Source organism: Lederbergia sp. B243.17 (genome assembly GCF_057657925.1).
Genome location: NZ_JBWBKF010000039.1, coordinates 1 through 18,378 on the forward strand (window position 1 = coordinate 1; position 18,378 = coordinate 18,378).

General features: G+C 44.7%; 26 protein-coding genes. All 26 read left to right on the forward strand.

From position 1 onward, the window contains the following. A partial coding sequence (locus AC0TWI_RS07180; protein ID WP_488125659.1) for a terminase small subunit occupies positions 1-289 on the forward strand: 289 nt, incomplete at its 5' end. Then, entirely contained in the window at positions 273-1,544 is a 1,272-nt protein-coding gene (locus tag AC0TWI_RS07185) for a PBSX family phage terminase large subunit (protein ID WP_488125660.1), read from the forward strand. The genes AC0TWI_RS07180 and AC0TWI_RS07185, both read left to right, overlap by 17 nt. A gap of 10 nt (positions 1,545-1,554) precedes the next feature. Beyond that, the gene (locus AC0TWI_RS07190; protein ID WP_488125661.1) at positions 1,555-2,988 is read left to right on the forward strand and encodes a phage portal protein; all 1,434 of its coding nucleotides are present in this window, start codon (positions 1,555-1,557) and stop codon (positions 2,986-2,988) included. After that, positions 2,975-4,003: a minor capsid protein gene (locus AC0TWI_RS07195; protein ID WP_488125662.1), complete on the forward strand. Its 1,029-nt coding sequence runs from the start codon at positions 2,975-2,977 to the stop codon at positions 4,001-4,003. The genes AC0TWI_RS07190 and AC0TWI_RS07195 overlap by 14 nt, the downstream gene beginning before the upstream one ends. A 114-nt stretch (positions 4,004-4,117) precedes the next feature. Beyond that, entirely contained in the window at positions 4,118-4,636 is a 519-nt protein-coding gene (locus tag AC0TWI_RS07200; protein WP_488125663.1) for a hypothetical protein, read from the forward strand. Positions 4,637-4,729: 93 nt separating this feature from the next. Next, positions 4,730-5,317, forward strand: coding sequence for a phage scaffolding protein (locus AC0TWI_RS07205; RefSeq protein WP_488125664.1), 588 nt, complete (start codon positions 4,730-4,732; stop codon positions 5,315-5,317). A 15-nt stretch (positions 5,318-5,332) separates the two neighbouring features. Next, complete coding sequence (locus AC0TWI_RS07210) at positions 5,333-5,644, forward strand: hypothetical protein (RefSeq protein WP_488125665.1); 312 nt, start codon at positions 5,333-5,335, stop codon at positions 5,642-5,644. A gap of 27 nt (positions 5,645-5,671) precedes the next feature. Next, positions 5,672-6,694 carry a major capsid protein gene (locus tag AC0TWI_RS07215; RefSeq protein WP_488125666.1) on the forward strand — a complete coding sequence of 341 codons (1,023 nt, stop codon included), beginning with the start codon at positions 5,672-5,674 and terminating at the stop codon, positions 6,692-6,694. A gap of 14 nt (positions 6,695-6,708) precedes the next feature. Next, positions 6,709-6,996, forward strand: coding sequence for a Rho termination factor N-terminal domain-containing protein (locus tag AC0TWI_RS07220; RefSeq protein WP_488125667.1), 288 nt, complete (start codon positions 6,709-6,711; stop codon positions 6,994-6,996). Between the two features lie 11 nt (positions 6,997-7,007). Continuing rightward, a complete protein-coding gene (locus AC0TWI_RS07225; RefSeq protein ID WP_488125668.1) occupies positions 7,008-7,361 on the forward strand; it encodes a head-tail connector protein in 354 nt (117 codons plus the stop codon). Between the two features lie 76 nt (positions 7,362-7,437). Continuing rightward, entirely contained in the window at positions 7,438-7,728 is a 291-nt protein-coding gene (locus tag AC0TWI_RS07230; RefSeq protein ID WP_488125669.1) for an ABC transporter ATP-binding protein, read from the forward strand. Then, the gene (locus AC0TWI_RS07235; protein ID WP_488125670.1) at positions 7,728-8,234 is read left to right on the forward strand and encodes an HK97 gp10 family phage protein; all 507 of its coding nucleotides are present in this window, start codon (positions 7,728-7,730) and stop codon (positions 8,232-8,234) included. Before AC0TWI_RS07230 ends, AC0TWI_RS07235 begins: the two co-directional genes overlap by 1 nt. Then, on the forward strand, positions 8,224-8,667 hold the full coding sequence (locus AC0TWI_RS07240) for a phage tail terminator family protein (RefSeq protein WP_488125671.1): 444 nt from the start codon (positions 8,224-8,226) through the stop codon (positions 8,665-8,667). Before AC0TWI_RS07235 ends, AC0TWI_RS07240 begins: the two co-directional genes overlap by 11 nt. Further along, entirely contained in the window at positions 8,654-8,875 is a 222-nt protein-coding gene (locus tag AC0TWI_RS07245) for a hypothetical protein (protein ID WP_488125672.1), read from the forward strand. Before AC0TWI_RS07240 ends, AC0TWI_RS07245 begins: the two co-directional genes overlap by 14 nt. 1 nt (position 8,876) lies before the next feature. Further along, positions 8,877-10,199 carry a phage tail sheath family protein gene (locus AC0TWI_RS07250; RefSeq protein WP_488125673.1) on the forward strand — a complete coding sequence of 441 codons (1,323 nt, stop codon included), beginning with the start codon at positions 8,877-8,879 and terminating at the stop codon, positions 10,197-10,199. 13 nt (positions 10,200-10,212) lie between these two features. Then, a complete protein-coding gene (locus AC0TWI_RS07255; RefSeq protein ID WP_488125674.1) occupies positions 10,213-10,686 on the forward strand; it encodes a phage tail tube protein in 474 nt (157 codons plus the stop codon). A 57-nt stretch (positions 10,687-10,743) separates the two neighbouring features. Continuing rightward, positions 10,744-11,172 (forward strand): phage tail assembly chaperone, encoded by a 429-nt coding sequence (locus tag AC0TWI_RS07260; protein WP_488125675.1) that lies wholly within the window; start codon positions 10,744-10,746, stop codon positions 11,170-11,172. 26 nt (positions 11,173-11,198) lie between these two features. Beyond that, entirely contained in the window at positions 11,199-11,363 is a 165-nt protein-coding gene (locus AC0TWI_RS07265; RefSeq protein WP_488125676.1) for a hypothetical protein, read from the forward strand. A gap of 56 nt (positions 11,364-11,419) precedes the next feature. Next, positions 11,420-11,998 carry a DUF4352 domain-containing protein gene (locus AC0TWI_RS07270; RefSeq protein WP_488125677.1) on the forward strand — a complete coding sequence of 193 codons (579 nt, stop codon included), beginning with the start codon at positions 11,420-11,422 and terminating at the stop codon, positions 11,996-11,998. Positions 11,999-12,062: 64 nt separating this feature from the next. Further along, the gene (locus AC0TWI_RS07275) at positions 12,063-14,264 is read left to right on the forward strand and encodes a tape measure protein (RefSeq protein WP_488125678.1); all 2,202 of its coding nucleotides are present in this window, start codon (positions 12,063-12,065) and stop codon (positions 14,262-14,264) included. Positions 14,265-14,267: 3 nt separating this feature from the next. Further along, positions 14,268-14,930 carry a LysM peptidoglycan-binding domain-containing protein gene (locus AC0TWI_RS07280; RefSeq protein ID WP_488125679.1) on the forward strand — a complete coding sequence of 221 codons (663 nt, stop codon included), beginning with the start codon at positions 14,268-14,270 and terminating at the stop codon, positions 14,928-14,930. Further along, the gene (locus AC0TWI_RS07285; protein ID WP_488125680.1) at positions 14,923-15,885 is read left to right on the forward strand and encodes an XkdQ/YqbQ family protein; all 963 of its coding nucleotides are present in this window, start codon (positions 14,923-14,925) and stop codon (positions 15,883-15,885) included. Before AC0TWI_RS07280 ends, AC0TWI_RS07285 begins: the two co-directional genes overlap by 8 nt. Position 15,886: 1 nt before the next feature. After that, positions 15,887-16,258: a DUF2577 domain-containing protein gene (locus tag AC0TWI_RS07290; RefSeq protein WP_488125793.1), complete on the forward strand. Its 372-nt coding sequence runs from the start codon at positions 15,887-15,889 to the stop codon at positions 16,256-16,258. A 5-nt stretch (positions 16,259-16,263) separates the two neighbouring features. After that, a complete protein-coding gene (locus tag AC0TWI_RS07295) occupies positions 16,264-16,674 on the forward strand; it encodes a DUF2634 domain-containing protein (RefSeq protein ID WP_488125681.1) in 411 nt (136 codons plus the stop codon). Continuing rightward, positions 16,674-17,729, forward strand: coding sequence for a baseplate J/gp47 family protein (locus AC0TWI_RS07300; protein ID WP_488125682.1), 1,056 nt, complete (start codon positions 16,674-16,676; stop codon positions 17,727-17,729). The genes AC0TWI_RS07295 and AC0TWI_RS07300 overlap by 1 nt, the downstream gene beginning before the upstream one ends. Next, positions 17,722-18,375, forward strand: coding sequence for a putative phage tail protein (locus AC0TWI_RS07305; protein WP_488125683.1), 654 nt, complete (start codon positions 17,722-17,724; stop codon positions 18,373-18,375). Before AC0TWI_RS07300 ends, AC0TWI_RS07305 begins: the two co-directional genes overlap by 8 nt. Positions 18,376-18,378: the final 3 nt, after the last annotated feature.

Below are 18,378 nucleotides of genomic sequence, written 5' to 3' on the forward strand. Positions count from 1 at the left end.
TATAGCAGACCGAATGGAAGAACTAAAGTCTGAACGTGTTGCTGATCAGCAAGAGATCCTAGAAACTTTAACAGCGGTGTTAAGAGGAGAGGCCCAGGGCGCTGCATTAGTAGGCATGGGAATGGGCGAACAATACATGAAAACGGATATGAAGCCATCAGTTGCAGAGCGTATCAAAGCAGCCGAACTTCTTGGCAAGCGCTATACCATGTGGACGGATAAGCAACAGGTGGAAGTCGAGGGTGTGGTAACTTTCATCGATGACATAGGTGATGGGGATGAAACGTAAACTATCTGAGTTTCTACCGAAAGCTTTTCATCCGGTTTGGCGGGCAGCTGTTGCAAAAGAAATCCTGAACGTTGTCTGTAAAGGCGGACGTGGTTCCGGGAAATCGTCTGACATCGCCCATATCATCGTTCAGCTGCTCATGCGCTATCCTCTAAACGGGGTCGGCATCAGGAAGGTTGATAACACGATTGAATTGTCCATCTTCGAGCAGATGAAATGGGCCATATCAGAGCAAGGCGTATCGCACCTGTTCAAAGTGAACAAGTCGCCAATGAGAATCACTTATATTCCCCAGGGCAATTACATGGTGTTCAGAGGTGCCCAGGAGCCAGAGCGAATCAAGTCCTTAAAATCAGCAAACTATCCCTTTGCTTTCGCATGGATTGAGGAATTGGCTGAGTTTAAAACTGAAGAAGAAGTGACGACCATCACCAACTCCCTATTGCGCGGGGAGCTGCCGGATGGTCTTTTTTATAAGTTCTTTTTCAGTTATAACCCACCAAAAAGGAAACAATCATGGGTCAACAAGAAGTACGAGACGTCCTTTCAGCCAGCCAATACATTTGTGCATCATTCAACGTATTTGGATAACCCATACATCTCGAAACAGTTCATCGAAGAAGCTGAGGCGACCCGGGAGCGCAATCCAAAACGGTATGAATGGGAGTATGAAGGGAAGGCAATTGGCTCCGGTGTCGTTCCGTTCGATAACTTGCAGGTGGAAGCCGGCAGCATTACGGATGAAATGGTCAGTCGCTTTGACAATATTCGGCAAGGTGTTGACTTTGGTTACGGCCCAGATCCTCTTGCTTTTGTTCGCTGGCATTATGACAAAAAACGAAACGGCATCTATGCCATCGATGAGCTTTATGACCAAAAGGTCAGTAACCGCAATCTGGCAAAGTGGATATTCTCAAAGGGATATGAATCGATTGAGCTATGTGCAGAAAACGCGGAGCCGAAGTCCATTGATGAGCTGAAGAAAGAGCACGGGATCCGCCGAATCTATCCAGCTAAGAAAGGGCCTGACTCAGTTGAATACGGCGAGCAGTGGCTTGATGATCTGGACTTCATCTGCATTGACCCGTTGCGAACGCCTAACATCGCACGAGAATTTGAGAACATTGATTACCAGACGGACCGAGACGGAAATCCGCTGCCGCGACTTGAAGATAAAAACAACCATACGATTGACGCCACCCGTTACGCATTTGAACGGGATATGAAGCGACCGTCCGTGTCCATCTTAAAGTGAGGTGAGAAATATGCTGATTGAAGATCTTTATCGTCCGCGTTGGCACGAAAGAATGGAGAAGGTGATCAAGGATATGGTCAACGACGTGATAACTGATGAGGAAATGCTTCTCATGGAGATACAGGAATGGGAGGACAGCGAAGCCAGAAAGAACATGCTGCTGGGCGAACAATATTATCGCAACAAGACCGCCATAGAGGAGAAGATCCAAAAAATCAGTTGGAAATCCAATCAGAAATTATCCCATGGATTTACTAAGAAGCTGGTAGATCAGAAAGTGGGGTACCTCCTGTCGAAAGAGCCGACGATCAGCACCGAGAACAAGCAATATGCGGAAGTTCTCAAAGAAACATTCGATCGTGGGCTGTTAAAGAAACTCAAGAACATCGGGAAGGAGGCAATCAATAAAGGAATTGCTTATCTGTATCCCTACATCAATGAGACGGGCGAGCTGTCGTTTGCGAAGTTTCCTTCCGAGCAAATTATCCCCTTTTGGGGTGATAACGAGCATATGGAAGTTACCTCCTTCCTGCGCGTTTATAATCAGACGATCTACATGAACCGCAAAAAGGAGACGCTCCAGAAAGTGGAGTATTATCACGGCGGCGGCATCCGATATTACGTGGTGGAAGGGGCCAAGTTGATTCCAGACGTCCCTGCTGGCATTGAACGGAATTACCACTTCACTATCAATGATCGGCCCTATCTATGGGAGAAGATTCCGCTGATCCACTTTAAATATAACGAGGAAGAACAGCCCCTCGTGGAAAGTATCAAGGCGCTGGTCGATAACTACAATTTGCAGGCATCAACCAATGCCGATCAGCTTGCGGATTTGCCGAAATTCATTTATAAACTGATAAACTATGGCGGCGAAAACCTGGCCGAATTTCTCCGGGACCTGAATGAATATATGGCCGTCAAACTTGATGCTGATGGAGATGTCGACAAGCTGCAGTCGGACATTCAAACCGATTCGGTAGAGAAAGAGATTGACCGTACCCGCAATTCCATCTATGAGTTCGGCCGAGGCGTGGATACCAGAGATGTCAATCTGAGGGATGCTTCTGGTGTCGCCTTACGCTTCCGATATTCCGACTTGGACATGGACTGCAACACGCTCGAGGCAGAGTTCCAGTCGAGTATTGAGCACATGCTTTGGTTCATCAATCACTATCTGCTCATGACCGGGAAAGGAGATTTCACCGAAGAGACAGTGACGGTCATCTTCAACCGGGATATCATTATTGCCGAGACGGAAGCAATTGAGAATTGCAGCAAGTCCGTGGGAATCCTGGATGACCGGACAATCCGTGAAAATCATCCATGGTATACGGAGGAAGTCGAGGATCGGATCAAGAATCAAGAGGAGCATCAGCAGAAGGAACTTGATGATTATCGCAACTCCTTTCCGAAACGCGGTGAAGTAAATGACTCAAAGTAGGGAGTATTGGCGTAAGCGATTTGAGCAGCTGTTAGAAGCACAGTTAGCAGAAAGCCAAGAGTTCACGGAAGAAATTGAGGAACTTTATAATTTGATCAAGGATGAGCTGGAGAAGGATATTTACAAATGGTATATGCGTTTCGCTGACAACAATGAGATTTCATTGGCTGAGGCTAAACAATGGTTAAGGGGCGACGAGTTAGCCGAGTTCCATTGGGATGTTCGGAAATACATCGAATATGGGCAAAAGAATGCACTTGATGGCAAATGGATGAAACAGCTTGAAAATGCATCTGCCCGTGTTCATATCTCTCGCCTTGAATCAATCAAACTTCAAATGCAGCAGAAGGTTGAAGAGCTGTATGGACAGCAGCTGGATGGCATAGAAAGCCTGATGAAAGACGTGTATCAAGACTCCTATTATCACACCGCCTATGAGATTCAAAAGGGCTTCAACGTAGGCTATAGCTTACAGGCAATCAATGCAAAGCAGTTGGAGCAAGTGATAGCGAAACCTTGGGCAGCTGATGGAGCCAATTTCAGCTCCCGGATTTGGAAGGCGAAAGATTCTTTAGTAAATACGCTTCATACTGAGTTGACGCAAGCGCTCATACGCGGTGATGCTCCGGACAAGGCTATTGCGACTATCGCGAAACGTTTCAACGTAAGCAAGCATCAAGCTGGACGGTTAATCATGACCGAATCGGCTTTTTTTGCGTCTGCTGCCCAAAAGAGTGCATTCAGTGATTTAGATGTCGAGCGTTATGAAATTGTAGCGACGCTAGACCACAAAACAAGTTCTATTTGTCAGGAACTTGATGGGAAGGTCTTTTTGATGTCCGACTACTCAACAGGCGTGACAGCCCCGCCATTTCACGTGTGGTGCCGGTCCGTTACAGTGCCTTACTTTGATGACAACTATGGTGAACGGATTGCTCGTGGTAAGGATGGCGAGATATATTATGTGCCGTCCAATATGGCCTATGAAGAATGGCATGTAAAGTATGTTGCTTAGAGGTGGTGAGGTCCATTGCTGTTTCGTATGTCAAATTCGAGAAAGGTAAGGTGATCCAGCCATCTCCGGGGGCTGCCCGGTCATGCAGCAATAAAAAGAGGGAGGATGAGAACCATGCGCAAGAAGTATCAAAGAAAGCTTCAGACAGTGTGGGCTTTGAAAACCTATATAGGACAGCCAATGGCTGATGTGAGAGACTTTCTCCTAACAAGTACAAGCAGCCTGTACATCAGTCCGTCTTGTGAGGGCAGCCGTTTTGTTGAACCTATCGAAGGCGATTTGAATATCACTCCGGGAGATTATCTTGTAGTTTCGGACAACGGAAAGGTTACCACCTGTTCAGCTGAAGAATTTGAAAAAGAATATGAGGAACAGGTTGATTCAACCGAACTCCTCTATGTTATCCGAACATACGGCTTCCCTGTTAAGGATGCGGAATACATGTTACGGGACGAGAAGATAAGGAATATTCTGCTGGCACCTTTACACGAACAAAGAAAAGCTTCAAGACGGTCCCGCACTGCCAACCATATTAACTCTCAGTCTAATGTTGATGTTGACGTAGACAGAGTGGTAAAACAGATCAACAAACACCTTGAGGAAGCTTTGAATTCAGTATCTCCACGTCAGTGATCTTTCGTCTTTTTAGCATTTGCAGACGTTAAAGAACAAAGCAAATACCTAACGTGTCGTTACACGTAAAAAACGAATTAGGAGGAAAATGAATTGAACAAAGAACAATTAATCGCTCTTGGGCTGACTGAAGAGCAAGCTGATAAAGTTGTGGCCGGTTTCGGACAGATGATTCCCAAAAGCCGTTTGGATGAGAAGATCCAGGAAGTCAAAGATTTGAGCGATCAGATCAAAGACCGGGACAAGCAGCTGGAGGAATTGAAGAAAGTCGATGCCAAAGGACTGCAGGCAAAAATTGATGAGCTCCAGGCAGCCAATGAAACGGCAAAGACGGAATATGAAACCAAGCTGAAAGAAACCCAACTTTCCAGCGCAGTGAAACTTGCCCTTGCTGGCAAAGTGCATGACCCAGATCTTGTTGCCACTCTCATTGACGGCAAGACAATCGAACTGGATAAAGACGGGAACGTTGCGAAAGGACTTGATGAGCAGATTAAAACACTGCAGGAATCAAAGTCTTTTTTGTTTGTCCAGGATTCAGGGAATCAGCCGCCTGCTTTCAAAGGGGCCAGGCCTGCTGAAGGCGATCCGGGAGGCACACCACCGGCGAGCACTGGCGCCAATTTTGCAAAGAACGCGAATGAGAAGAGCAAACCTGTTGAAAAATCAATTTGGAGTTAAGAAAGGAGAATTTCCATGTACGTTAAAAACTACGGAAAAGCAGAAGACATTAACTTTTTAGCAAGCGCAAAAGTTGTAGCCTTCACTGAACAGATTAGTGATTCGGGAGTTGCTGTCGATTCAAACGGCCGCAAGATTGTTAAGGCGGGGACAGTATGGCCTGCCAATGATGAAACAGCAAAAGGCATCGTATACACAGACGTTGATGTAACCGAAGGACCGCAACCTGGTTCGGTTATCCGTGAAGCGTGGATTATTGCGGAGCGTCTGCCTATCGCTCTGTCCGAAGAAGCCAAAGCAGCCTTAACTGAAATCAAATTTCGATAATTAAACAACGATTGGAGCGAATGAAATATGCCAAGCATTTTAGAATTGTTTTCCCAGAAGGAAGTACTGAATTATCTGCAAAACCGGGAATACCCGGCCCTTTTAGGTGAGCAGCTATTCCCTGAAGTAAAGAAGCAGTCGCTGGAGTTCGACATGATAAAAGGTGGAAGTTCTCTGCCTGTCATTGCAAGTGTCCACGCCTTCGACACGGAAGCTGAAATCGGCAGTCGTGAAGCGAGCAAGATGGCACTGGAACTTGCACTTATCAAACGTAAGATGCAGCTAAAGGAAAAAGACATCATCGCAATCGAGAGCCCGCGCAACCAGGCTGAGCAAGATTATTTGATGAAGAACGTATTCAATGATATTGACGTTCTGGTTGCTGGTGTAAAAGCGCGCGTCGAAGCGATGCGGATGGAAGTTCTCGCGAACGGAACCGTCACACTGGATGAGAACCATCTTGATATGGTTGTAGATTACCAAGTACCAACTGAGAACAAGGAAGCTCTATCCGGAACAGGTTTGTGGACGAACGCGGATTCAGATCCGATTGAAGATATGCTCCGTTGGGCTGATCAGTTAGGAACAGCACCAACCCGTGCATTGACTTCCAATGCGGTACTTTCCGCTTTGCTACGCCATCCGAAAGTGATTGGCGCTTTGTATGGGCGTGACTCCATGCGGGTAGCAACTCGTGCCGATCTGAACGCTTTTATGGTGCAACATGATCTTCCGCAGATTGCGGCGTATGATGCCAAGTACCGAAAGCAGGGAAAGAACGGCAAATACACGCAGCACCGTTACTTCCCGCAAAACAAATTTGTCATGTTCGGAGACGGTACTCTCGGCGAGACACTTTACGGTCCAACGCCTGAAGAGAATCGTTTAGTACGTGATCCAGCCGTTGACCAAAGCACGATCGGGAATGTACTGGCCATGGTTTATGAAGAGAGCCTTGATCCGGTTTCTACTTGGACTAAGGCAGTCGCTACGGCGCTACCTTCATTCCCTGCTGCTGATGAAGTATTCCAAGCTCAACCAATTGCATAAGGAGGATGGACACTTTGCTAAAAGTAAAAGTGAAGTCTATTCCCGTCCGGTATGATGGCACGACCTATCAGCCGGGCGAGGAATTTTCCATGAAAGCAGAACACGTTGATGATTCACTTGTAGAAGTAATAGGTACGATTGAAAAAGTCACAAAATCACTTGATGAAATGACGATCCCTGAACTTAAAGATTATGCTGCTGAACATGGCATTGACCTGGCAGAAGCCAAAAAAAGAGATGAAATTTTGGCTGCCATTAGAAAGCAAGATTCTGAAGCTCCAGATAACCCAGTGGAAGAATAAGGGGGTTCATCATGGATGTATTCGACATTATCAAAGCAAAGCTCCCGCCGGACAAACGACCTGATGATGATACGGACTTGGCATTAATCGTGGCAGAGGTCGGTCAACTGATAACCTCCTATACCAATCAACAAAGCGTCCCGGCTGGGTTGAAATTTGTTCATGCCAATATGGTGATCGATCTAATCAAAGGCGAGGAACGAAAATCGAATCCCGACGAACAACAGGCAGTGAAATCTATCAAGGAAGGCGATACAACTGTCCAATATGGTTCTGTTAAGGCGGAAGCGCGTGAGCAAGCCACAGAGCAACTTCTGTTTGACTACGCCAAACAACTGAATCGCTATCGGAGATTGAGGTGGTAAGGTGAACCAAACACTTCAGCGCAAGGCTGTTGAATCTCTCTATGTTGGCGTGTGTACCGTTATAGAGCGTCGTTCTGTGAAGGATCCGATCACTCACGTTACAACCCAGAAAGAAGTCACTGTGTTGGAAAATCAGCCTTGCAAGCTCTCCTTCGAGCGAATTGCTTCTACAAACCAAACAGATACAGTCGGAATCGTAGCGCAGTCTACGAAGCTATTCATTGCACCGGAATTGGTTATAAATGCAGGCTCGAAAATCATTGTTACCCAACGCGGCCGCACGGCTGAATATAGTCGAAGTGGTGAGCCGGCTGTTTATAGTTCTCACCAGGAGATCCAGCTCGAATTATTTGAGAGGTGGGCATAATGGCTCGGTGGGGAAGCGTTGACTATCGACAGCTGCAACGCTTAGCCAAGCGGATGGAGAAGCTTGAACGGGCAGGGTTTGAGAAGTTTTGCGAGGCGTGTGCGAAAGAACTTGCTGCCCGATTACTTGCAAAGGTGATCAAGCGAACACCGGTAGGCGTATATGAAGACGAGGGAAAAGTCGGCGGCACTTTACGGCGGGGGTGGACAGCTGATACTGAGCGTGAGGCTGAATTGTCGGCTGTATTTAATGGCGGTACAGGTGCCAAGAGTTATGCTGAATCCCTTTCAATTAAGAAATCCGGGTCAGTGTATGAAGTAGAGATCGTGAACCCTGTCAGCTATGCCTCATACGTCGAATATGGCCACCGCACGCGCAATCACAAAGGTTGGGTAAAGGGTCGCTTCATGTTGACTATTTCCGAGCAAGAACTCGAAAGGCAATCGCCTCAGATTCTTGAACGAAAGCTTATGAAGTTCTTGGGGGAGATATTCGATGGAAATTAACGATATTATCATTGCTATATCAATCAAGCTGAATCAATCGTTTGGTGACCGTTATACGACCTATATTGATGAAGTGCCGCAGGGGTTTGGTACCCCTGCTTTTTTCATTCAGTTTTTGAGCTTGGAGCACATTCGTCAGATCGGCGACAGATGGAAGGTTACTCCCTTGTTTAATGTTCAATACTTCCCTTCTCAGGGAGCTTCTGAGAGTGCCACCATGACGTTGAAGATACAGCAAGCCCTAAAGGTAGTGAAGTTGTTGAATGGCGATCAGATGTTGGCCAGGGGAGCCAATAGCGAGGTTGTAGATGGGAATGGTCATAACTTCATGCGCTTTGATTTCTTCTTGCAAGAAGTAGAGGCAAAAGTGCTCATGAGTTCGCTCAGGCATTATACAAACGGAAACGAGGTGGCTGCAGTTGGCGAAGAATAAATCAATTCAGGAGAAATCGAAAGTGACAGGAAAAAAGGTTAAGAAGGCAATCGATGCAAAGGTGCCAACGTTCACAAAAGCACAACTTGTGAAAAGCCAAAAATATATTCATCGTCGCGATGCTTTGAATGCGTTACTTGACGACGAAAAAACTTACTCATTCGCTGAAGTGGATGAGATTCTAAAGCAATTCGAAGGAGGTAATTGACTTGGCGCTCGGTGGAGGAACATTTTTATCACAAAACAAAGTGCTCCCAGGTACTTATCACAACTTTATAAGTGCTGCACGTGCGTTCGTTAACCTTAGCGATCGCGGGTATGTCGGCTTGCCGATTGTGCTGGATTGGGGTGCTGATGGTGACGTATTCGCAGTAACGGCGGAGGATTTGCAAAAAGATTCGTTGAAAATCTTCGGTTACGATTACACACACGAAAAGCTTAAAGGGATTCGAGATGTATTTAAAAACGCCCACACTGTTTTCTTTTATCGATTAGAGGAAGGCGCTGTGGCAGCGTCTAATGCTCTTGGAAAGGCGAGATGCAAGGGTATACGCGGCAACGATCTAACAATCATCGTATCAGCGAACGTAGACGAGCCTGCTACATTTGATGTGCAAACATATCTGGGGACTACAGTAGTGGACGAGCAATTGGCGATCACTACAGCTGCTGAGTTAATTGATTCGGATTTTGTCATATGGAACGATGAAGCGTCATTGGATGAAACTGCCGGGCTCACCTTTACAGGCGGCACCAATGGAGGACCATTGACCGGTACTGCATACCAGAATGCTTTGGATTCACTTGAAGCATATGGTTTTAACACGCTCGGCTGCTTATCTGCTGAACCGACTATTAAATCGTTGTTCGTTGAATATACTAAGCGTCTGCGCGATAGTGTAGGGGCAAAATTCCAGTTGGTTGGCCATAAAATTGGTCCAGCTGATCACGAAGGCATCATTGATATTCAAAATGATACAACTGGAGATGGAGAAGAGACGTTCGGTGCAGTTTATTGGGCCGTTGGTGCCCAAGCGGGTGTTGCGGTTAATAAATCGAACACTAATAAAGTTTATGGCGGCGAATTCACAATTGACATGAGTGAAACAAAAACTCAACAACAGCTTGCTGCTCTATTAAAGGCTGGAAAGTATGTATTCCATCGAGTAGGTGAAGAGATCCGGGTGCTCGAAGATGTAAATACGTTCACGTCCTTTACTGTCGACAAGAACGAAGATTTTAGCATGAACCAGGTAATACGAGTGCTGGACCAAATTGCAATTGATACGGCAAGTCTCTTTAACACACGGTACTTGGGTCAGGTTCCAAATGACAAGAGCGGCCGTGTTTCTTTATGGGGGGATATTGTCGCTCACCGGCGGGAGTTACAAGGCCTCCGTGCCATTCAGAACTTTGATCCGGAGCAAGTTGTTGTTGATCAAGGAAAAACAAAAAAATCGGTTGTAGTGAATGAAGTGATCGAGCCGACTGTGGCAATGTCACAGCTTTACATTACAACAACTGTAGCATAAAGGAGGGATATTCATGAATGAAACCATGCACGCCAAAGATTCGATTCATGGGGCACAGGGAGAAGCCTTCGTAACCATCGAGGGCAATCGCTATAAGTTCGCGAACGTGATTAATTTAGAAGCAAACTATGACAAAACAAAAACTAAAGTCCCTATCATGGGTCGAGTCAGCAAGGGGAACAAATCCGCTGGCGGTGAAGGAACGGGTTCGGCTACATTTCATTACAACACTTCCATTTTCAGAGAATTGCTCTATCGCTATCAGGAGACAGGAGAGGATATCTACTTCGATATCCAGGTGACAAACGAAGATGCTTCTTCGACTGTCGGCCGTCAAACAACGATTTTAAAAGATTGCAATATGGATGGCGGAATTGTAGCGTTGATTGACGCGGATGCTGAATATCTGGAGGATTCTTTTGACTTTACGTTTGAGCGATTTGAGTTCCCAGAAAAATTCTCCATCCTAAATACAATGCAATCCTAATTAGAGCCTGCTTACGCGGGCTTTTCTTAATACTTAAATTTGAAAGGATGAAATTATATGAGTAACTTAACAGCATTTTTGGCACAGAACGCAGTAAAGGTTGAAACTGAGAAACATGTTGTATCTAAACGGTTCATTGATGAGGATAAAAATCCAATCAAATGGGAAGTGGGGGCCGTTGGTTCCGACGAGGATGAAGCCTTACGGAAAAGCCACACTAAACGCTTGCCGGTACCGGGAAAGAAAAATGTTTTTCAGCCTGTGACTGATTACGAAGGATATTTAGCTTCCTTGGCGGTAAAATGTACTATCTTCCCTAATCTACACGATCAAGGGTTGCAGGAGAGCTATGGTGTAATGGGTGCAGAGGCGCTGCTAAAGAAGATGTTGCTGCCGGGAGAATATGCGGAATATCTGAAGCTGGTCCAAACGGTTAACGGATTCGATGTGGGAATGGATGAGGCCGTAGAAGAAGCAAAAAACTGATCAATGGAGGCGATTTTGAGTCGAACGTGGCTTATTATTGCCTCCATAAATTGAAAAAGTGGCCGCATGAGTTCGATGAACTGCCTAAGTATGAAAAAGCCTTTGTCATTGCTGCTGTGCAGATTAAGATGGATGCTGAGAAGAAGGCAGAGAAAGAGGCAAAGCGGAATAGCAGACGAAGAAAAAAGTAATGGTAACATTTTCCCTCTTGTTATATGCTATTGGTATTAATAAGGGAGGGGAACAAGTGAAAAAGTTTTTTAAATTTGGTTGCGGAGGTTTAATTGCGCTTTTCGTATTATTAATGATTATCGGCGCTTTATTTGGCGATAAAAATAATAAAAATATCGATGCCGAAGGAAAACCAACTTCAGTGGCAGGTGCGCAAAAGGAGAATGCCCCCGCAATTGAACAAGAAAAGAAAAAAGGTATTGGTGATGAATTATCAGTAGGTAAGGTAGTGTTTAAGGTTAATTCTATCGAGGAAACAAATATAGTAACAGCAGGTAATGGCATGTTTAAATATGAACCAAGTGCCGATGGTGCTGTATATTTAATTGTCAATGTAACTGTACGTAATGATGGGAACGAATCGATCAATACAGATTCAAGTTTCTTCAAATTGATTTCGGATAGTGGCGTTGAATATACTCCCTCTACAATTATAACTGCTGACGAAAAGTTCTTTTTATTTGATGGCATCAATCCTGGACTAGCCAAAACGGGAAATGTACTATTTGAAGTTCCTGCTGGTTTGTCAGGGCTTGATTTAAAAGTGCAAACAGGGTCATGGGGATCCAAAACAGGAGTTATTAACATTAACTAAACAGTGATAAAAAAGCCGCCCAATGAGCGGCTTTTTTGTATTTCCTCTGGAGGGAGGTGAGAAGGTGGCAACAATCAGAACGGCTATTCAAATTCAAGATCATATGTCTCGAGCGTTTCAATCTATGAACACAGCGATGAATGTGGTTTTGAATAGTTTTGAAGCGTTACAGAGTGCTTCAAGCAATGCAGTTGACACTGCCAGTATTCAACACGCTCGAGAAGAATTAGCAAAAGCCGAAACGGCGTTTAACGACATTGAACACGAAATAAAGCAAGCTGATGTGGCTCAGAAGCAATTTAATAATGACATCAGAAATGGTTCTTCCGCAGCGGATGGTTTGCTTCAAAAAATCGCAGGTGTAGCAGCAGCTTATTTAGGGATTCATACAGCTGGAAATGTCATTTCGCTGTCTGATGAAATGACTAATACGACAGCACGTCTAAATATGATGAATGACGGGTTGCAGACAACACAAGAGTTGCAAAACATGATCTTTGATTCGGCTCAAAGGTCGAGGGCGTCGTATCTAGATACAGCAGACATCGTTGCTAAACTTGGTTTGCGTGCTAAAGATGCGTTTGCTAATAACAAAGAAGCGATACTTTTCGCGGAAAATCTAAATAAGCAGTTTATCATTGCTGGGGCATCGACGGAAGAGATGGCATCAGCAAGTCTCCAATTAACTCAAGCGCTCGGTTCTGGAGTACTACGGGGTGAAGAGTTGAACGCAGTATTTGAATCTGCTCCAAACGTGATTCAAACCATTGCAGATTATTTAGAAGTGCCGATTGGCCAAATACGTGAGATGGCTTCTGATGGTGAAATCACTGCTCAAATCGTGAAGAATGCGATGTTAACGGCCACTAAGGAGATTAACAAAAACTTTGAATCCATGCCGTATACATTTTCACAGATATGGACCACTTTTAAAAATGAGGCAATCTGGGCATTCCAGCCTGTATTACAAAGCATGAATGAAATCGCGAACAACGAAAAGTTTCAAAGTATGATTGATGGCATTGTCAGTTCTTTGTATACATTGTCTCAAATAACTTTAGCGACATTCGACGTTATTGCGTCAGTGGCGGGTTTTATGTATGACAAATGGTCATTAATAGGTCCCGCAATAGGTTTTGTAACTACTGTCATGTTGGGATATGCAGCGGCATTAGGCGCCGTGAAACTAGCAGAAATAGCAGCTTTTACTTGGAAAGCATTAAATACAACGGCGACGCTTATATATGCAGCAGCGATGGGTGCTGGAACAGGCGCCACGTGGTCAATGGTTGCAGCGGCGTGGGGATTAAATGCAGCGTTAGCAGCCAACCCCGTATTTATTGTTATTATGGCTATATTTATATTAATCGGAGTGCTCTACCTGGCAGTTGCCGCAGTAAATTATTTTGCGGGAACTTCTTACAGTGCTACAGGCATAGTAGCTGGTGCCTTTATGGCTCTCGGCGCAGGGATTTACAATGTAATTGCATTTCTGTGGAATATTTTTGCGGCTATTGCTGAATTTTGGGCGAATGTTTGGATTCACCCGACTTATACTGTCAAACGGCTGTTCGCTAATCTTGTGAATAACGCTATTGACATGGAAATGAGTATGATTGGTTCTTTCGATTCTGCAGCCACCAATCTGGCGAACGCGTTTATTTCAGGGGCTAACATGGCAATCACAGCAATCAATTGGGTAATAGATGCTTTGAATATGATTCCGGGAATTGATATCGGAAACATGAGTAAAATGGCTCCCGCTACATCCATCGCCACAAAATTTAGCGGAATAAAGAAAAGGGTTAATGACTGGGCTGGTGAGGCTCCAGAGGGATATTGGGAAGCGCCTAAAATGGAAACCAAATCTCTGAGTGAGGCATGGAATACCGGTTATAACTGGGGAGCTAACTTATTCGATAACGATCCGCGTGCTGATATGCCCAAAGTTAAGAATCCTTACGAAGATATCATGAATGGCCTCCAAGACGCACTCGGTCCACTCGGCCCTCTTGGCGATGATGGCAAGAAGACAGCGGGCAATACTGCAAAAATGGCAAAGTCGATGGAAGCTTCAGAGGAGGACCTGAAATATCTCCGTGACATGGCAGAACGTGGCGCTATTAATCGATTTACCACCGCAGAGATTAAGGTGGATTTCAAAAGCGAAAATACGATTAATTCCGATCTCGATTTGGATGGAATCATCGATCAGTTCGCTGAGAAATTGGAAGAAGCAATCGATGTCGCAGCAGAGGGGGCGTAATGGATGTATGGATTTTTCATGGATGGATTGCAGCTACCTGTTGCGCCTCCTAAGTTGGATACTAAGATACAAAATAAAAATAAGACAATCACGCTCATAAATGAGGGCGAAGTCAATTTGTTAAAAACGGCCGGACTTACCGAGCTGTCTTTTGACGTTTTACTGCCGAATTCCAAATACCCTTTTGCTGTCTATCCGGATGGCTTCCAGCCTGCTACACACTTCCTGGAGAAATTTGAGAAACTCAAGATCAGTAAAGAGCCCTTCCAATTTATCGTGACTCGGGCTAAGCCGAATGGTGACCTGCTATTTGATACGAACTTGAAAGTAACCTTGGAGGATTACGTAATTAAAGAGGATGCTGAAAATGGGTTCGATATTGAAGTAGCAATAAACCTGAAACAGTACCGGGATTATGGCACAAAGAAAATGGTTGTTAAGAACAAGGCTGCTGGCTCTCAGTCTGCCCAAAAGGTTAAGACAACCAAAGATAGGCCGAGCAGTAAAAAGCCTGCTAAATCGTATACTGTGAAGCCGAATGATTCCTTGTGGGCGATTTGCCAAAAGGAACTAGGTGATGGATCGAAATATCAGGAAATCGCAAAACTGAATGGGATCAAGAATCCTGCAGCTATTAAACCGGGGCAGGTGATCCGGTTTGGGTAAAGCGCAATTGATTATCCAAAATGGCTCAAAAATAACGGAGCCTGCTGTCGAGGAAGGCATTGTATGGGAAACGACCCGGAAAGGCGTACCTGGGAAGTTAACATTCACCGTTCTCAAAGATGAGGCTCTCGATTTTCAAGAAGGTAATCCGGTCCGATTCATATACGATGGATCGAAGATTTTCTACGGCTTTGTATTCACCAAAAAGCGATCGAGTAATGAAAAGATTACTGTTACTTGTTACGACCAGCTGCGTTACTTCAAAAACAAGGACACCTATGTTTATAAAAACAAAACAGCCAGCCAGTTTTTGCAGATGTTGATTGCCGATTTCAGAATGAAGGCAGGCGGGATTGAAAACACCGGCTTTAAAATACCATCTCGAGTTGAGGACAATAAAACGCTTTTTGATATGGTACAGAACGCCTTGGATATCACACTGCAAAATACTCGTAAATTGTATGTTTTGTATGATGATTTCGGTGCAGTGGCGTTGCGGAATATAGAATCCATGAAGTTGGACTTGCTTATTGACGAAGAAACGGGAGAAAGCTTTGATTATACCTCTTCCATCGACTCTAATACGTACAACAAAATCAAGCTATCTTATGAAAACAAGAAAAAAGGCAAGCGAGAAATTTACATTGCCCAAGACAGCAAACACATGAATGAATGGGGCGTCCTGCAGTATTTTGAAACAATCCAGGAGAATGTGAATGGAAAAGCGAAAGCTGATGGTTTACTAGCCTTGTACAATCAAAAATCAAGAAATCTTATTGTCAAACGCGCATTTGGAGATCCCCGGGTCCGCGCTGGCAGCAGCCTTGGCGTTGGTCTTTATATCGGTGATATGACTGTCGCTAACTATATGGTCGTCGATAATGTGAAACATACATTCGACGAGAGAGACCACTATATGGACTTGAAATTGATTGGCGGTGAGTTTGTTGCGTGATATGCATGACATTTTAAAGTCGCTGAAAAAGTCGAGTGCCGATACAGCTCTAGCAATGGATCCTGTTCAGGTTTTGTTTGGTGAAGTGATCAGCGTGGCGCCCTTAAAAATATTGGTGGAACAGCGATTGCCTCTTGAAGAGGAACAACTGATTCTTACGCGTGCTGTTCGAGATCACGAGGTTGAAATGACGGTTGATCATGTAACTGAAGAAACAAGCGGCGGTAGCGGGGAAGCAGCATATGCCACTCACTATCATCAATACAAAGGCCGTAAAACTTTTCTTATTCATAATGGGTTAGTTGTGGGGGATATCGTGAAGTTATTGCGTGTCCAAGGCGGCCAGCAGTATGTCGTGTTTGATAAGGAGTGATGGATGTGATACCGCGAGAAAATAAAGGTCTCCTTGAATTGGCAGCGGATTTCGAGGAAGAAGTCGAACCCACGAAGACGTATAAATTGGATTTGATCCGCAACCGAGTAACAGGTTTTACAGATGGCAGGGAAGCAATCGAACAAGCAATATACAAAGCGCTAGGCACAGAACGTTATGATAATCTCATTTACTCCTGGAATTATGGCGCAGAAATCGGCAAATTGTTCGGTCAACCGATACCATATGTCTATAGTGAATTGAAAAGATTAATCACGGAAGCATTGACACAGGATGACAGAATCCTTAGTGTGGATGCTTTTTTATTTTCTCATATCAAGAATAAAGTACATGTTAGATTTACGGCCCACACGATCTTTGGCGAGGTTGAGGCGGAAACGGAGGTGGCGGTTTAATGTTTGAACACATTACGCAAGATCAATTGCTAGAAGAGTCATTAAGCCGTGTAAAAACAGATGTAGATAAACGTGAAGGATCCATTATTTACGATGCCCTTGCCCCTTCTTCCATTCAAGCCAAAGAGCTCTATATCGCAATGGACAGCATGATCATTGAGATGTTCGGAGATACAGCATCGCGTGAATTCCTAATGAAATTGAGTAGGGAAAGGGGAATCACACCTGATCCGGCCACACACGCTATTTTAAAAGGCGAATTCAACATCGATGTTCCACTCGGTTCGCGCTTCAATTTGGATGATCTTAACTATACCGTTATTGAACGAATCAGCTTCGGGATATTCAAATTGAAATGTGAGACGCCGGGCTTCCGAGGAAATATTGGATTTGGTACGTTAATTCCGATGGAATATATCGACGGGCTGACAAGGGCAGAGCTTACGGAACTATTAATTCCAGGTGAGGATGAAGAAGAAACTGAAGCGCTCCGCAAGAAGTACTTGGATAGTTTCGATTCCCAGGCGTTTGGGGGCAACAGGAAAGACTACAAAGAGAAGGTCCACAGCCTGCAGGGGGTTGGAGGTGTTAAAATATACCGAGCTTGGCAAGGTGGAAGTACGGTGAAATTGGTTGTTATGGATTCGCAATACAAACCACCTACTGCTGCTTTACTAGAGGAACTGCAGACTGCCATTGACCCCTTTGAAGGCCAAGGAGAAGGATTAGGCCTTGCCCCTATAGGTCATGTTGTATCGATATTTGGTGTCTCTGAGGCTGTAGTGAACTTTATGTTCAATATCACATTTGAGAGTGGCTATTCTTGGCCGGATCTTGAGATTCCTATCCAGGAACTTATAGATGAGTACTTCTTGGAACTGAAACAGAATTGGGAAGACACTTCGCAAATCGTTATTCGGATAATACAGGTTGAATCACGTATTCTGGACTTGGAAGGCGTGCTGGATGTGCAGAATACATTGATCAATGGCCTTCCCGAAAATCTTATTCTGGAAGCCGATTATATTCCGGTCAGGGGTGAAATCATTGGATAGCTTGCAACGAGAAATAGACCTATATCCAATGCTGCCTCCTACGGTTAATGAATTTGTAGAGTTTCAGGAAATTACAAAGGCTCAAAGTGCAGAATTGAATCGCATACGAATTCATCTACTCGGCATCTTTAAAGATCGCTTCGTCCTTGATGCGACTGAGCATGGTTTGCGCCGCTGGGAAAAGGTACTGAGGATCCAGCGAAGAAATACAGACACGATCAACGAGAGGCGTTTTCGTATTTTAGCAAAGATGAATAATCGTTTACCTTATACTTTCAGAGCGTTGATTCAACGGTTAAATGCGCTTTGTGGAGAAGGGAAATATCAAGTCTTTCTTGATGCAAATGCCTATGAGTTGGGCTTTGAGTTTTTCGAGAAGATTGCAGATGTGAAGCTATTGAAGGACACGATGGAAGAAATGATTCCGATGAACCTGGCATTGGACTATAACTATGTCATCCGTATTCCTGGTATCATAATCATCCCTCGTGCTCATGTCTATCCAGTCTTATATCCTGTCTGCGGTTTAACAATCGCTACCAATGATGAAAAAGGGATGTCCGGGAAGTTATCGGGATCCGGCAAGTTGAGGGGCCACGTATACGAAGTGCCATATGTCGCAAGTGACATGTCGGTAACTTATTAAAGA